This is a genomic window from Pseudomonas sivasensis, from assembly GCF_052938085.1.
Genome location: NZ_CP176442.1, coordinates 1,629,733 through 1,645,213, shown reverse-complemented (window position 1 = coordinate 1,645,213; position 15,481 = coordinate 1,629,733). Strand labels below are relative to the sequence as shown.

Below are 15,481 nucleotides of genomic sequence, written 5' to 3'. Positions count from 1 at the left end.
GATTATTGAAATGCAAGAAAGTGTTACAGCGCCAGACCGACCAATACAGCGACTTCCAGCAGCTCCAACAAGGCCCCAGCGGTGTCGCCGGTGGTGCCGCCGAGGCGATTGACCATCAACTGGCGCAGACCAATGAAGCAGATCGCCGCGAGCAGCACCGCGACCCCACCACTGACACCCCCGATGAGAATGCAGGCCAGACCACTGAGGATCAGCACCTGTTGGCCGACCAGCCGAGGTAAATGATCCGACAATGCCTGACCCAATCCGCCTGCACGCACATAACGAGTGGTCAGAAACAATGCCAGCATCGAGGCCCGCCCGATCAGCGGTGCCAAAATAAGCGCAGCGCCGTTGTGTTGCTCAATCAAGGCCACCAGTGCAGTGAACTTGAGCAGCAACACCAAGCCCAGGGTGACTACCGCAATCGGTCCACTGCGGGGGTCTTTCATGATGGTCAGGGTGCGCTCACGGTCGCCAAAACCACCGAGCCAGGCGTCCGCGCTGTCCGCCAGGCCATCCAAGTGCAACCCGCCACTGAGCAGCACCCAGGCCGTCAGCAGCAGCGCGGCATGCAGCAACAATGGCGCCCCCATCAACGCCGTATTCAGCCCCCACAACAGCAACCCGAACAGCAGCCCGACTACCGGATAAAACAGCAACGAGCGCCCCAACTCCTGCGGCTGCGGCATGCCCGGCAAGCGAATCGGCAGGCTGCTGAGAAATTGCAGGGCAATCCAGAACGGCAGCATCGTCAGATTCCTTCCTTCAACACGCCATCGGCAGCGACCTGCAAGCTGAACAGCCCACCATGGCCGACTTCGACATTCAGCAACTGCTCGCGGGGCAAGCCTCGGGCCTGGGCCAATAGCAAACGCATCACCCCGCCATGACTGACTAACAGCACGCGCTCACCAGCATAGGCCTGATGCAAGCGTGAGACGGCGCTCAAAACACGTTCGGAAAATTCCCTGACCGGCTCACCCTCAGGTGGCGTGAAGCTATAGGGATCGGCCCAGAACAGGCCCAAGCCTTCGGCGTCGGTTTCCATCAACGCCGCCGCGCTCTGTCCTTCCCAAGCGCCGAAGTGCAGCTCTTGCAGGTCCTTTTCCAAGCTCACCGGCACCTTCAGCCGCGCCGCCAACTCATCAGCGAAGCGCGCGCAGCGTTGCAGCGGCGAGCTGATTAGCCGATCCCAAGGCCCCTGCGCTACGACGGCGGCGCGCATCTGCTCCCAGCCTTTGGCGGTCAAGGCGTCATCCAGGCTGCCACGCAGGCCGCCGCCCAGCTCGGTTTCGCCGTGGCGCAGCAGGTCCAGGTGCAAAATCATGCCGGACGGTCTGCCACGGCCGCTTCAGCAAAGGTCGCCATCTGCCCGTGCAGCGCACACGCCAGGCGCAACAACGGTACCGCCAACGCGGCGCCGCTGCCTTCGCCCAGGCGCAAGCCGAGTTCGAGCAACGGTTGTGCATCAAGGCTTTGCAGCACATGACGATGACCCGGTTCAGCGCCCCGATGGCCGAACAACAGCCAATCGCGGCAGTCCGGATTCAGACGCGTGGCCACCAGTGCGGCGACCGTGCAGATAAACCCATCCACCAGCACCACCACGCCTTCTTGGGCGCACGCCAGATAAGCTCCCACCAACGCAGCAATCTCAAAGCCGCCCAGGTTGAACAGGGTGTGCAGTGCGTCACCACGCTGCCCTCCATGCAACGCCAATGCGCGTTCGATCACGGCAACCTTGTGGCTCACCCCTTCAGCGTTCAACCCTGTACCCGGGCCGGTCAGATCGCTGACGCGGCAATCGAGCAACGCGCACGCCAACGCACTGGCAGCGGTGGTGTTGCCGATGCCCATTTCGCCGCCGATAAACAACTGCGCACCGCTTTCACGGGCACGCAGCACGCTATCGCGACCCGCTTGCAATGCCAATTGCCCCTGAGCCACGGTCATTGCCGGGCCCTTGACGAAGTTGGCGGTGCCCGCACCGATGTTCAGGTGACGCACGCCCGGCAGGCTCAGCGACGGGTTCACCGTACCGAGGTCGACCACCTCCAATTGCCCATCCAATTGCCGCGCCAGTACGCTGATGGCCGCACCACCGGTGACAAAGTTATGCAGCATCTGCCCGGTCACTTCCTGGGGATACGCCGACACACCTTCGGCAACCACGCCGTGATCCCCGGCAAAAATCGCAATCCACACGTGATCAACCGACGGTTTGACCTGGCCCTGCAAGCCAGCCAATTGCACGGCCAGCGCTTCCAACTGACCGAGGGAACCGGCCGGCTTGGTCAATTGCTGCTGGCGCGCCAGGGCCTTTTCGTACGCCGAGGCGTCAATCGCCTTACAAGGGTTGAGCCACCAGGTGTCAGTCATAACGCAATACCTTTCAAAGTCAGGGGCAGGCCGGCAACCGTCAGGACAACACGCTGACACCGCTCGGCCAAAGCTTGATGCAGCCAACCGGCTTCATCCACATAGCGGCGAGTCAATTCGCCCAGCGGCACGACACCCATTCCGGTCTCGTTGCTGACAAAAATGATTTCCCCCGGCAGCGTGGCCAGGGTTTCCAGCAATTGATCGCGCTCAAACGCCAAGCGCTCTGCGTCTTCGAGCATCAGCAGATTGGTCAGCCACAGGGTCAGGCAATCCACCAGCAAGCAGCGACCGGGTCCGGCGTTTTCGCGTAGCACACGCGCCAGCTCGACAGGCTCTTCGATCAAACCCCAATGATCAGGGCGACGCTCGCGATGCAAAGCAACGCGGGCATTCATCTCACCGTCAAGCGGCTGACTGGTGGCGATATAGATGACGGGCAAAGCGCTGTCGCTGGCGAGCTTTTCGGCCAGGCGGCTTTTACCGGAACGAGCGCCGCCTAAAATCAGTTGAAGCATGAGACACCCCCTACCCACCCACCCATCCACGATGCGAAGCGAGTCGTTTTTGATCCTGCTTTTGATCTGAAGTCGCCCCGTAAACCACGCTGGCCGAACGCAGGAATGGATATGTACACCGAAAGCCCCCTCCCACCTTTGAACCGTGTGTACACCATTAAATCCCACACAGTTTGCGCAACAAATCGGTGTCCAAATGGTTCTCCACCAGATCGGCCAGGCGTTCGATATCGCGCTCGCGCAGGGCGTGGTAGTCCACCTCCTGCACATCCTGCAACCCGGCCCAACGCAGCAACGCACTGCAGGCCGCCGGGGTCTCGAACAAGCCATGCAGATACGTGCCGAGAATCTGCCCGTCAGCACTTTGCGCGCCGTCACTGCGACCGTCCTCCAGCAGCACGGCGGCGTTCGACAGAGCAGCGCCACACGTCACACCCGCATGAATCTCGTACCCGCTGACCTCAGCATCCTCCAGCAACAACCGCCCCCGCACATTGCGCAGTTGCTTCTCTTCTTCCAAAGTCGTGCTGAACGCCAACAACCCCAACCCGTCACTGGAACCCGCCGCTCCTTCCAGCCCCAATGGGTCATGCACCTGCTCGCCCAGCATCTGCAACCCGCCGCAAATCCCCAGCACCTTGCCGCCATACCGCAAATGCCGCGCTACGGCGATATCCCAGCCATTGGCACGCAGATACGCCAAATCACTGCGCACGCTTTTCGAGCCCGGCAGGATGATCAGGTCGGCGGCAGGAATCGACTGGCCCGGACCGACAAACTGCAAATCCACCTGAGGATGCAGGCGCAGTGGGTCAAAATCCGTGTGATTGCTGATGCGCGGCAATACCGGCACCACCACCTTGAGCACCTGCGCCGCCTTGTCGATCTGACGCTGGTCGATGCCGTCTTCAGCCTCCAAGTGCAAATCCATCACGTAGGGCAAAACCCCCACCACCGGTTTGCCAGTGCGTGCTTGCAGCCAATCCAAACCGGGTTGCAACAGCGCGATATCGCCGCGAAAACGGTTGATGACGAAGCCCTTGACCCGCTCTTGTTCGGTGGGCGAAAGCAATTCCAAGGTGCCGACCAGATGGGCAAACACACCGCCGCGATTGATGTCGGCGATCAGCAACACTGGGCAGTCAACGGCTTCGGCGAAGCCCATGTTGGCAATGTCATTGGCGCGCAGGTTGATCTCCGCCGGGGAGCCTGCGCCTTCCACCATCACCACCGGATAGGCTTCGCTCAACCGTGCGTGGGAGGCCAGCACTGCCTGCATGGCGATGGCTTTGTAGTCGTGATAGGCCACGGCGTTCATGGTGGTCACGGCGCGGCCGTGGATGATCACTTGGGAACCGGTGTCGCTGTTGGGTTTGAGCAGCACCGGGTTCATGTCAGTGTGGGGCGCCAGATTAGCTGCCTGGGCCTGCACCGCCTGGGCGCGGCCGATCTCGCCGCCTTCGGCCGTCACGGCACTGTTGAGCGCCATGTTCTGCGGCTTGAACGGCACCACTGCGACGCCCTGGCGCACCAGCCAGCGGCACAGCGCGGTCACCAGCGTACTTTTGCCGGCGTCGGACGTGGTGCCTTGCACCATCAGCGTACTCATGAAGCATCCTTATAGGCGGCCAGTGCGGTGTCGAGGCGCAACCAATCGGCCCCGGTGTCGGGCAGGCCGAAGCGCAGGCTGCTGTCGTGGACGAACAGGCGCAGGAGGATGCCGCGCTGGGCCATGAATTCGTGCATGCGTTCGGCGTGCGGGGTGATCAGCCATTGGAACAACGCGCAGCCGCCCTGAGGCTGAAATCCGTGGCGCTCAAGCAGCGTGAACAATCGCTCGCCAGCCTCGACGCAACGCGCCCGCTGACGGGTATGCCCGGCAGTGTCGCGCAGGCACACTTGCCCCAACACGCGTGTCGGTCCGCTGACGGCCCAAGGCCCGACCTGTTCAGCGAGCAACTTGAGCAACTTGCGTTCGGCCAGCACAAACCCCAGACGCACGCCGGCCAGGCCGAAGAACTTGCCGAACGAGCGCAACACAATCAGACCGACCTGATGAGCCTGGCCTGCCAAACTCAACTCCGGCGTCACGTCCATAAACGCTTCGTCCACCACCAGCCAGCCGCCGCGCTGGGCCAGCCGTGTGTGCCAGTCCAGCAGGCGCTGGGGAGTCAGGCTCTGGCCTGTAGGATTGTTGGGATTGACCACCACCAAAACGTCGAGGCTATCGAGGAAGAAGTCGACTTCCTGTTCCTGCACCTCGCGCACCACATACCCGGCGCGGCGCCAGGCTTCGGCATGCTCGGCATAGCAAGGCGACAGCACGCCGACTTTGCCGGATCGGCGCAGGCGCGGCAGCAACTGGATCGCCGCCTGGGAACCGGGCACCGGCAATAAATGCGCGGCCCCGTAGTACTCGCTGGCAGCCTGTTCCAGGCCGTCGTCGGTCTCTGGCAATCGTGCCCAGGCACGCAGGGGGATCGGCGGGATCGGCCAGGGCCAAGGCGCGAGACCGCTGGACAGGTCAAGCCAGTCGGCCTCGGCAATCCCGTATTGAATGGATGCTTTACGCAGTCGGCCACCGTGTTCAAGCATAGAATTGCGCCCCCACACATAGGATCAGCAGCCACAACCATACGCCGCGCTGCACCATTTGCCAGCCTCGGTCGATGGAGTCGGCATCCGCCGCCGGGCCATCGCCCAATGGCGGACGCTGGTGCACTTCGCCGTGATAAATCGCAGCACCACCCAATTCAACACCCAAGGCGCCTGCGCCGGCAGCCATCACCGGCCCGGCGTTGGGGCTGTCCCAGGTCGGGCCCTGGGTGCGCCAGCATTTGAGGGCCAGGCGGGTTTTGCCGAGCACGGCGTAGGTCAAGGCCACCAGGCGTGCCGGAATGTAGTTGAGCACGTCGTCGATTTTCGCTGCGGCCCAGCCGAAGCGCTCGAAGCGTTCGTTGCGATAGCCCCACATGGCATCAAGGGTGTTGCTCAATCGGTAGAGCACCACGCCCGGTACGCCAGCGACCACGAACCAGAACAGCGCGGCGAATATCGCATCGCTGCCGTTTTCCAATACCGATTCGGTGGCAGCGCGGGCGACTTCGGTGCGATCCAGCTCACTGGTCTGGCGGCTCACCAGGTAACTCACCCGCGTGCGGGCCTCATCCAGGTCATCGCTGCGCAACGCCTGGGCCACCGGCATCACATGCTCGCCGAGGCTGCGCATACCGAGGGCGCAGTACAACGCCAGAATCTCCAACACCCAGCCGATATAAGGCGCCCACGACAACGCGGTGGCCAGCAGCGTCAGCGGCACCACGGCGATAAACCACGCCGTCACGCCGTGACTGCGCCAGCCACGGCCGCCACTGTTGAAACGTTGCTCGATGCGCCCGGCAAAATTGCCGAACGCCACCAGCGGATGCCAGCGCCTGGGCTCGCCCAGTAGCGCATCCAACGCCACTGCAGCGACACACAGCAAGGCCACACTCATTGACTTACTCCCCACGTATTCTCATACAACATGTCACTCAGCGGACGCGGTTCGGTCCAGCCTTCGAGCTGCAACATCGGTGCCGGATAGAACTCGGCGACCGGCCCCAGGCACAACACAGCCAGAGGTTTTGCGCCGGGCGGCAGGCCCAGCAAATCGGCCAGGGCCTGGGGCTCAAACAACGAGACCCAGCCCATGCCAAGGCCTTCCACGCGAGCGGCCAGCCACAGATTCTGGATCGCGCAGGACAGCGAGGCCATGTCCATCTCCGGCAAGGTGCGCCGGCCGAAAATATGGCGCTCGCGATCATCCATCAATGCCGCCACCAGTACTTCGGCACAGTCATTGATGCCTTCGACCTTAAGCCTCATGAACTCATCGGTACGTTCGCCAAGGGCCTCGGCTGTGCGCACGCGCTCTTCTTCCACCAGTTGCTGGATCTGCCCGCGCAGGTGGCGGTCGCTGATGCGGATAAAACGCCAGGGCTGCATGAGGCCGACACTCGGCGCCTGATGCGCGGCCTGAAGCAGGCGGTGGAGCAATTCAGGGGGGACAGTGCCACCGCTGAAGTGGCGCATGTCGCGGCGTTCGGCGATGGCGCGGTAGACGGCATCGCGGTCGGCCTGGGGGAAGGCGTTGTCAGTCATGGCGCTATCGTGGGTAAAAACAATGCGGCCACAGCAGCCGGATTCGACGGAAAGTAGAAGTGCACGTAAGAGGCCGTCATCCGCCCCTGTCGGTAGACCGCTTCGGCCCCGCGCCCACCATTGGGGCTCAGACCACGGGCAATCGGTTGCCATTCTGTGCTGGTCAGGGAGTGGTGATAGGTATGGCCGCGCAGTACGCCTTCCGGCAATTCGACGCTTTGCAGCGCCAGGGCCGCCAGTTTCTTTTGCATCACTGCATCACCCTGCAACAGGCCGAGCAATTCGGCGCGGTTGCCGTCGACGTCGGTGAGGGAGTTCAGCAGGTAGAGCATGCCGCCACACTCAGCGAGCAACGGCTTACCCGCCGCATGGTGAGCACGGATGGCGTCGAGCATCGGGGTATTTTCCGACAACGCCTGGTGGTGCAGTTCCGGGTAGCCGCCAGGCAGATACAGACTGTCGGCGTCAGGTAATTCGCGATCGTGGATCGGGGAGAAAAATGTCAGCTCAGCACCCATCGCCCGCAACAGGTCAAGACTGGCGCCGTAGGTGAAGGCGAAGGCTTCGTCGCGGGCCACGGCAATGCGGACACCGGCCAACAACGGCTCAGCTTCGATCACTTCAGGCGCGGCGAAGGTCACGGGCGGCGGTAAAGCGACTTCGCAGCTGCTGCCCAAGGCTTGGGCGGCGGCGTCCAGGCGTGCATCGAGGTCATTCAGTTCGCTGGCTTGAACCAGGCCCAGATGACGGCTCGGCAGCTCGATTCCCGTCTCGCGGGACAGCGCGCCGTACCAGCGCAGGCCTTCAGTGAGGCTACCTTCGAGCAATTGCGCATGACGCAACGTGCCGACGCGGTTGGCCAACACGCCCGCGAACGGTAGATCCGGCTGGTAGCGCGCAAGGCCCAGCGCCAGAGCACCAAAGGTTTGGGCCATGGCGGTGCCATCAATCACGCCCAGCACCGGCACGCCGAAGTGCCGCGCCAGGTCGGCACTGGAGGGCGTGCCGTCGAACAGACCCATCACGCCTTCGATCAGGATCAGGTCGGCCTCCCCCGCCGCTTCCCACAGCAGGCGGCGACTTTCCTGCTCGCCCACCATCCACATATCCAATTGATACACCGGCGCACCGCTGGCGCGTTCGTGGATCATCGGGTCCAGAAAGTCCGGACCGCATTTGAACACGCGCACCCTACGTCCCAGATTGCGGTGCAAACGGGCCAGGGCGGCGGTGACGGTAGTTTTGCCTTGGCCGGACGCCGGTGCGGCGATCAATACGGCCGGGCAATGACGGGGCTGATTCAAAGTTCGACGCCCTTCTGTGCCTTGATACCGGCCTGGAATGCGTGTTTGAGCATGCCCATTTCGGTGACGGTGTCGCCCATCTCGATCAGCTCCGGCTTAGCGCCACGGCCAGTGACCACCACGTGTTGCATCGGCGGGCGGGCTTGCAGGTCGCTGAGCACTTGGTCCAGGTCGAGGTAACCGTGCTTGAGGGCTATGTTCAGCTCGTCCAGCACCACCAGGCCGATGGTTGGGTCTTGCAGCAGTTCGCGAGATACCGCCCAGGCTGCCTCGGCGGCGGCGATATCGCGCTGGCGGTCCTGGGTTTCCCAGGTAAAGCCTTCGCCCATGACGTGGAAACGCACTTGCTCGGGGAAGCGGCGGAAAAACAACTCTTCGCCAGTGCTGTTACGCCCCTTGATGAACTGCACCACACCGCATTGCATCCCATGGCCCATAGCGCGAGCGAGCATCCCAAACGCCGAGCTGCTCTTGCCTTTGCCGTTGCCGGTGAGTACCAGCAGCAAGCCGCATTCGTTAGGGGAGTTGGCAATGCGCTCGTCGATCACGGCTTTTTTGCGCAGCATGCGCGCCAGGTGGCGTTCGTCGCGGTCGGGGGTATCGGTCATGGCAGCTCTCCGTTGGGGCTGGACAAAAACGGCGGGCAGGAAAAAGAAAAAACAGACAGCCAAGCATCGCCCACCGTGATGCTGTTGGATGATCCAGGCCGGTCTCCGGGCTCATGAGTGGCGCAGCTCTTGTAGAGAGCAAGCAGGCCAACGCTGCGCCTTCCCATATCGCACGCGATACAGTGGCAAAAGCAGCGTCTTGACTCATTTACCGTTGCGGGGGCAGCGCCGGAATTGCGGCGGCGCTGTGTACAAGCGCGCTCACTCACCGGCTTCCCTGTTTCACTCTGTCGACCCACGGGTCACAGAGCACCTGGAACAAGCGGCGAAGGTTAGTGGGTTGGGGGTGGAGCGTCAATGAAAGCTAGTCGAGTACTTGAACCATCGCACCACCGCCCTCCTCTACCCTTACAGGTATCAAGGAGAACACCATGCATAAAACCAGACTCGCCCTGTTAATCATGCTTGCCGGCACCCTCGCGGCGTGCGGAGAAAGCTCAACCCTGAAGGTTTCCGACGGCACCGGCCCCTCGCCCCGACTGCCGGAACCGAACAAAACGCTGATCCCTACCGTCAACATCGCTCCGGCCATCGGCTGGCCAGATGGCGCGAAGCCAACGGCAGCCCCCGGCACCCAAGTGGCCGCGTTCGCCGAGGGTCTCGACCACCCGCGCTGGCTGTATGTGTTGCCTAATGGCGATGTGCTGGTGGCGGAAACCAACGCACCGCCCAAACCGGATGACGCCAAGGGCATACGCGGCTGGGTCATGGAGAAGGTCATGGGACGTGCCGGCGCCGGGGTGCCGAGCCCGAACCGTATCACTCTATTGCGCGATGCCGACCACGACGGCGTCGCCGAAACACGTACGGTGTTCCTGGAAAACCTCAATTCGCCGTTCGGTATGACCCTGGTCGGAAACGACCTGTATGTGGCCGACTCGGACAAGCTGCTGCGTTTCCCCTATCAGCCAGGCGAAACTGCCATCAAGGCCCAAGGCTCCAAGGTGGTCGACTTGCCAGGCGGCCCGCTGAACCACCACTGGACGAAAAACGTGGTGGCCAGCAAGGACGGCAGCAAGCTGTACGTGAGCGTCGGCTCAAACAGCAACGTCGGTGAAAACGGCCTGGAGGCGGAACAGGGGCGTGCCGCGATCTGGGAAGTCGACCGCGCCAGCGGCCAGCACCGTATTTTCGCCTCCGGCCTGCGCAACCCCAATGGCATGGCTTGGGAACCGCAGAGCGGCAAGCTGTGGACGGCGGTGAACGAGCGCGACGAGATCGGCAGCGACCTGGTGCCGGACTACATCACCTCGGTCAAGGACGGCGGTTTCTATGGCTGGCCGTTCAGCTATTACGGTCAGCATGTGGATGTGCGCGTCACGCCGCAGAACCCGGACCTGGTCGCCAAGGCCATTGCGCCGGACTACGCCGTAGGGCCGCACACCGCTTCTTTGGGCCTGACGTTCGCCGAGGGCAGCAAACTCCCGGCGCCGTTCCGCAACGGCGCATTCATCGGCCAGCATGGCTCGTGGAATCGCAAGCCGCACAGCGGCTACAAGGTGATTTTCGTGCCATTCGACGCAGGCCAGCCTAAAGGTCAGCCGGTGGACGTGCTGACCGGCTTCCTTGATAAAGATGAGAAAGCCATGGGCCGCCCAGTGGGCGTGGTGATTGATCAGCAAGGGGACTTGCTGGTGGCGGATGACGTGGGGAACAAGGTATGGCGGGTGTCGGCGGCCAAATAAACGCCCCCAGAAGCATCACAAAACCAATGTGGGAGGGGGCCTGCTCCCGATAGCAGTGGGTCAGGCACAGATACTGTGACTGATACTTCGCTATCGGGGGCAAGCCCCCTCCCACATTTAGTTAGGTATTGGGTTCAGGGATTACGTGCCAGGTTTGCTGGCAATACCCGCTTGGCGCTCAGATAAGCATTCTGCCAATACGCCTTGGACAGGGTATCGAGCTTCACCGTACCGCCGGTTTGCGGCGCATGGACAAAGCGGCCCTCGCCCACATAGATCCCAGCATGGCTGACCTGCGAACCACCGCCGGTGGCGAAGAACAGCAGGTCACCGGTTTGCAGGTTCTGCTCACTCACGTCCTGAGCGCGCATCACGATCAGCTCACGGGTAGTGCGTGGCAGGGAAATGCCGGCGGCGTCACGGAACACAAAGCCGATCAGGCCACTGCAATCAAAGCCCGAGTCCGGCGTGTTGCCGCCCCAGCGATAAGGAGTGCCGACGAGGCCCAGCGCACGGAAGAGCACGTCTTCGGCAGCAGGCGAGAAGTTCTGAGTGGCGTAGTTGAATACTGGCTTGGGCTTGACCGCGACAGGAGCAGGCGGCGGACGGCTGGCGCAGGCGCTGAGCAGCGCGGCGCAAACGAGAAGAACTAGGCGGGCTGACGTCGACATGTGCAGAACAATCCTGGTCTGGATGCGGCTTTCGCTGCCGAACGCTGAAAACCAGAACGCGCAAGCAAGGCTCGCGCGAACGGATTACAACAATGTCCAGGGATTCTAGCGCTTACACGTCAAACTTCAAGTATCACTTTAAGTTTACTTGCTAGCGGTAACGGTCGTCGGGGCCATGGCGAGTGCGCGCTTGGCTTCGATGAAGGTTTTGCTCCAGTAACTGTCGCCCAGGTTGTCGACTCGGACACCGCCACTGCGACGGCTGCTGGAGTGGATAAACTGGTTATCACCCAGGTAAATACCGGCGTGACTGACACGACCACGACCTGCAGTGCTGAAGAAAAGCAGATCACCGGGCTTGAGGTTGTTGCGCGCGACCAACGGTGCGTTCACGTTGATCATTTCGCGAGTGGAGCGTGGCAAGTTCATGCCAGCTTCTTCACGAAACAGATAGCCGATGAAACCGCTGCAGTCGAAACCGGCTTCGGAAGTACCGCCAAAACGGTAACGGGTACCGATCAGGGACATGCCGCGTTCGAGAATGCTGTCGGCCAGAACTGGAAGCTGATAAGGCTTGCTGCCGGAGAAATCGGCCAGTTCTTTCTCTGTTGCAACTTCTTCCTCATAGACAGTGGAAGACTGCGCTGCAACAAATTTTGCCTGGGAATGTTGTTGAGGCTTTTGCTGCTCAACCACCTGCTGAGGGTGGGAGGCGCAACCAAACAACAGGGTAACGAGTGCGAGGGGCACGAGGGGTGCGAAGCGATTTAGCATGGGCACGACCGTGGCTGATGTGTAAAGAAGCCGAGACTATGCCCTCTATCACATCGATTTGCAAATTCAATCGTGATCTATGTGACTTCCTGTTTGGACTATGACATCTAAGCCCTTAACACCCTATAAGCGCCTTTCGCGTGGCCAAACCGGCCCAAACGCGGGTTTTCTGACGCCTGGAATTTGCCAAAACCCCTGCAAACAAAGGGGTTGCTACCAGCCGAGGGTTTCTTTGAGAAAGGGAATGGTCAGTTTACGCTGGGCCTGCAAAGAGGCTTGATCGAGCTGTTCGAGCAAATCGAACAACGCACTCATGCTGCGAGTGCCACGGGTGAGGATAAAGTGTCCGACTTCGTCGGTGAGGTGCAGGCCGCGGCGAGAGGCACGCAGTTGCAGGGCGCGCAATTTGTCTTCGTCGGAGAGCGGGCGCATCTGGAAGATCAGCGCCAGGGTAAGGCGCGACTTGAGGTCGGCCAGTTTGACGGGCAACTCGCGGGGCGATGTGGAGGCAGCAATCAACAAGCGCCGTCCGCTGTCTCGCAGGCGGTTGAACAGATGAAACAGCGCCTCTTCCCAATCGGCCTTGCCAGCAATCGCCTGTAGGTCATCCAGGCACACCAGCTCGTATTGCTCAAGGTTGTCGAAGATCCCGATACCGCGGTCCATCAATTCAGCCAAAGGCAGGTACACCGCCGGCTCGCCCATTTGCTCGAAGCGCAAGCAGGCGGCCTGCAACAGGTGAGTACGCCCCACGCCGTGCTTGCCCCACAGATAGATCAGGCTTTCAGTCCACCCGGCGTCGGCTTCGCAGAGCCGCTCGACATAGCCGAGTGCAGCGGCATTGGCGCCTGGGTAGTAATTGATAAAGGTGGCGTCATCACGCAGACGCACACCTAAGGGCAGCTGAATCGGTTTCATGCTGACTGAACGGCTCCCATCGAACCGCTAGTGGCCTCTGTGTAAAGTTTGCAAAGTTTATACCCGTGACGCGGGGCGCACAATGCAGCAGACCACAAGCAAAATCAAAGGTTTGCGTTAACTTGCCGGTTTTACGCGGATTGTTTGACGCCATCCCCCCATAAACAACAAACCCGGCCGAAGCCGGGTTTATGAAGCAGCGGTTACAGGTCGGGGTCTTCGACGCCCGTGTACACATCCGAATCCTTGTACAAATCGTGCATATGGCGCACCAGCACCATGATCACCGCCGCCACCGGCAATGCCAACAAGATGCCGGTAAAGCCAAACAGCTCGCCCCCCGCCAGGATCGCAAAGATTACCGCCACCGGGTGCAGACCGATCCGGTCACCCACCAACAACGGCGTCAGCACCATGCCCTCAAGGGCCTGGCCGACCATGAACACCGCGACAATCCCGAGCATCGGATACAGATCACCACCAAACTGGAACAGGCCAGCCACGAGCGCCGCGCCGATGCCGATCACAAAGCCCATATAAGGAACGATAGCCGCCAGGCCAGCGATCAGGCCGATCAACAGGCCCAGCTCCAGGCCGATGGCCATCAGGCCGGCGGCGTAGATAACGCCCAGGGCCAGCATCACCAGCAACTGGCCACGCACGAATGCGCCAAGGACTTCATGGCACTCACCGGCCAGGGAGACGATGCGCTCCTCACGATCACGCGGCAGCAAGCTGCGGATCTTGGCCATCATGATGTCCCAGTCGCGCAGCAGATAGAACGCCACCACCGGGATCAGCACGAGATTGGTCAGCCAGCCGATCAACGCCAGGCTCGACGCAGTCGCCTGACTGAGGATCACACCGACGATATCGGTGGTTTGCCCCATATGCTCACTGATCGCCGCCTTGACCTTATCGAACTTCCAGAAGCCGTCCGACAACCCCAACTTGGCCTGGGCCCACGGCATTGCCGTGTGCTGCAACCAGTCGAGCATCTGCGGCGCCAACTCATAGAGACGAAACAGTTGCTTGGCCAGCATCGGCACCAACACCAGCACCAGCGCGGTGATGATCAAGGTGAACAGCGCAAACACCGCCACTACGCCCAAGGTCCGCGACAGCCCGGCTTTCTCCAAACGATCCACCACCGGATCGAACAGATAGGCCAGCAGCAACGCAACCAGGAACGGCGTCAGGATCGAATGCAGCAAGAACACAAAAACGCACAGCAGGACGATCCCGCCAAGCCACACCCAACGACGCGTATCCGCCATAAACCACTCCATTGCTTCTATATAAGGAAGAACTGTTACCAACGAAAACGCAGTTGCGCCTGAGGCTCAGGCGCAGCGGCCGGTTGCGCGCCCTCAGCGACTGGCTGCGTAGCCGGCGCCTCGCCCGCAGGGATCTCCTGCAGCTTGGCCAGGCTCAACTGGGTGCGCAACTGATCGGCGCTACCGTTAACCCGATACACAATGCGATTGCCGTCAACCCACTGCGGCTGACCACCAAACGGCTCCAGCAGATGACCCAGTGCCGCGTAGCGCTCCAGGGTCATCCCCTGCACTTCCAGCAGTTGTTCGGCGCTCACGCCAGGCTTGACCGCAAAACGCGGCGCCAATTTCTGGCTGACCGCCAGCATCACTGCATCGGCCACCGCGCCGGTGTCGGCGCCTTGGGCTGTGCCCTGTTCGCTCTTGTCGCCCAGCCACAGGCGCCATTTGGCCTGCCATTGGTTACCTTCCTGACGCGCGTGCACGGCGAGCAACGCATCGGCGCCGTAGCGCTCGGATGCGGCGCGCAACGGTGTGGCGTCGGCACTCTCCAGGTTCGGCGCCGTGGCGACGACCTGCTCATCCAGATCGCCCAGCGGCAGACGCAACGGCAAGCCACGGTGCTGGGCTGCATGACGCAGCGACTGGGCGACGGTCTGTCCATCCCCCACCAGGCTGCTGCCTTCAGTGGAATCGTTCAACCACCAGCCGAGGATCGACGGCCGATTGCTGCCCCAGATCGACAGGCCCGCATCACGCAGAGCGCGGTCGGTGCTGACCGGGTCGAAATCCACTTGCAGACTCTCGGGTGGGCCGGCGTCGTAACCGTATTGCGTGATGATTTGCTGCGGATCCTTGCGAATCGCCGCCAGGCCTGGGCCGTCGGCGGCTTTGGCGTCGCCGGTCAGGCGGATTACCAGGGTCTGCACCGCGCGCTGGGTGGCCTGGTCGCGCTCTTGGGGCGATTGGCTGCTGACGGGTTCAAATACTTGATAAAGGCCATTGAGGGTTTCGGCATGACTCGCCAGGCTGACCAACGACAAGCAGCCCATAAAGAAGAATTTACACAGACGCATGGAAGATTCCCGAACGACAAATTTAGCGGCTGGAACAGACCGCGTGAACTCGGTTTGCCAAGGCT

16 protein-coding genes and 1 riboswitch are annotated in these 15,481 nt (G+C 61.7%); of the genes, 1 reads left to right on the top strand and 15 read right to left on the bottom strand.

Annotation, left to right across the window (positions count from 1 at the left end; genetic code table 11):
* Nucleotides 1–23: 23 nt before the first annotated feature.
* The 10 genes from ACKZ62_RS07745 to cobO form a co-directional block, all read right to left on the bottom strand.
* Nucleotides 24–752 carry an adenosylcobinamide-GDP ribazoletransferase gene (locus ACKZ62_RS07745; RefSeq protein WP_447096501.1) on the bottom strand — a complete coding sequence of 243 codons (729 nt, stop codon included), beginning with the start codon at nt 750–752 and terminating at the stop codon, nt 24–26.
* Nucleotides 753–754: 2 nt separating this feature from the next.
* Nucleotides 755–1,330, bottom strand: coding sequence for an alpha-ribazole phosphatase family protein (cobC, locus tag ACKZ62_RS07740; protein ID WP_447096500.1), 576 nt, complete (start codon nt 1,328–1,330; stop codon nt 755–757).
* Nucleotides 1,327–2,382 (bottom strand): nicotinate-nucleotide--dimethylbenzimidazole phosphoribosyltransferase, encoded by a 1,056-nt coding sequence (cobT, locus tag ACKZ62_RS07735; RefSeq protein WP_447096499.1) that lies wholly within the window; start codon nt 2,380–2,382, stop codon nt 1,327–1,329. The genes cobC and cobT overlap by 4 nt, the downstream gene beginning before the upstream one ends.
* Entirely contained in the window at nt 2,379–2,900 is a 522-nt protein-coding gene (gene cobU / locus ACKZ62_RS07730; protein WP_122757001.1) for a bifunctional adenosylcobinamide kinase/adenosylcobinamide-phosphate guanylyltransferase, read from the bottom strand. The genes cobT and cobU overlap by 4 nt, the downstream gene beginning before the upstream one ends.
* Before the next feature lie 157 nt (nt 2,901–3,057).
* On the bottom strand, nt 3,058–4,509 hold the full coding sequence (locus ACKZ62_RS07725; protein ID WP_447096498.1) for a cobyric acid synthase: 1,452 nt from the start codon (nt 4,507–4,509) through the stop codon (nt 3,058–3,060).
* Nucleotides 4,506–5,495 carry a threonine-phosphate decarboxylase CobD gene (cobD, locus tag ACKZ62_RS07720; protein WP_122757003.1) on the bottom strand — a complete coding sequence of 330 codons (990 nt, stop codon included), beginning with the start codon at nt 5,493–5,495 and terminating at the stop codon, nt 4,506–4,508. Before cobD ends, ACKZ62_RS07725 begins: the two co-directional genes overlap by 4 nt.
* Nucleotides 5,488–6,396: an adenosylcobinamide-phosphate synthase CbiB gene (gene cbiB, locus ACKZ62_RS07715; RefSeq protein WP_447096497.1), complete on the bottom strand. Its 909-nt coding sequence runs from the start codon at nt 6,394–6,396 to the stop codon at nt 5,488–5,490. The genes cobD and cbiB overlap by 8 nt, the downstream gene beginning before the upstream one ends.
* On the bottom strand, nt 6,393–7,043 hold the full coding sequence (gene bluB / locus ACKZ62_RS07710; protein ID WP_286818119.1) for a 5,6-dimethylbenzimidazole synthase: 651 nt from the start codon (nt 7,041–7,043) through the stop codon (nt 6,393–6,395). The genes cbiB and bluB overlap by 4 nt, the downstream gene beginning before the upstream one ends.
* Complete coding sequence (locus ACKZ62_RS07705) at nt 7,040–8,347, bottom strand: cobyrinic acid a,c-diamide synthase CobB (RefSeq protein WP_032887791.1); 1,308 nt, start codon at nt 8,345–8,347, stop codon at nt 7,040–7,042. Before ACKZ62_RS07705 ends, bluB begins: the two co-directional genes overlap by 4 nt.
* Nucleotides 8,344–8,955: a cob(I)yrinic acid a,c-diamide adenosyltransferase gene (cobO, locus tag ACKZ62_RS07700; RefSeq protein WP_027603802.1), complete on the bottom strand. Its 612-nt coding sequence runs from the start codon at nt 8,953–8,955 to the stop codon at nt 8,344–8,346. The genes ACKZ62_RS07705 and cobO overlap by 4 nt, the downstream gene beginning before the upstream one ends.
* 79 nt (nt 8,956–9,034) lie before the next feature.
* Nucleotides 9,035–9,287, bottom strand: a riboswitch (cobalamin riboswitch).
* A 99-nt stretch (nt 9,288–9,386) separates the two neighbouring features.
* On the opposite strand from cobO, the gene ACKZ62_RS07695 reads away from it, so the two are divergent.
* Nucleotides 9,387–10,700 (top strand): PQQ-dependent sugar dehydrogenase, encoded by a 1,314-nt coding sequence (locus ACKZ62_RS07695; RefSeq protein ID WP_286818117.1) that lies wholly within the window; start codon nt 9,387–9,389, stop codon nt 10,698–10,700.
* A 134-nt stretch (nt 10,701–10,834) separates the two neighbouring features.
* On the opposite strand, the gene ACKZ62_RS07690 is transcribed toward ACKZ62_RS07695, so the two are convergent.
* The 5 genes from ACKZ62_RS07690 to ACKZ62_RS07670 all read right to left on the bottom strand — a co-directional run bounded on the left by ACKZ62_RS07690 (nt 10,835) and on the right by ACKZ62_RS07670 (nt 15,416).
* Complete coding sequence (locus ACKZ62_RS07690) at nt 10,835–11,371, bottom strand: C40 family peptidase (RefSeq protein ID WP_099602998.1); 537 nt, start codon at nt 11,369–11,371, stop codon at nt 10,835–10,837.
* Between the two features lie 144 nt (nt 11,372–11,515).
* Nucleotides 11,516–12,145, bottom strand: a complete 630-nt coding sequence (locus ACKZ62_RS07685) for a C40 family peptidase (RefSeq protein ID WP_032887785.1) — start codon at nt 12,143–12,145, stop codon at nt 11,516–11,518.
* A 213-nt stretch (nt 12,146–12,358) separates the two neighbouring features.
* Entirely contained in the window at nt 12,359–13,063 is a 705-nt protein-coding gene (hda, locus tag ACKZ62_RS07680) for a DnaA regulatory inactivator Hda (protein ID WP_032887783.1), read from the bottom strand.
* A 203-nt stretch (nt 13,064–13,266) separates the two neighbouring features.
* Entirely contained in the window at nt 13,267–14,340 is a 1,074-nt protein-coding gene (locus ACKZ62_RS07675) for an AI-2E family transporter (RefSeq protein ID WP_032887781.1), read from the bottom strand.
* A 35-nt stretch (nt 14,341–14,375) separates the two neighbouring features.
* Nucleotides 14,376–15,416 (bottom strand): DUF2066 domain-containing protein, encoded by a 1,041-nt coding sequence (locus tag ACKZ62_RS07670; protein ID WP_447096496.1) that lies wholly within the window; start codon nt 15,414–15,416, stop codon nt 14,376–14,378.
* Nucleotides 15,417–15,481 lie beyond the last annotated feature (65 nt).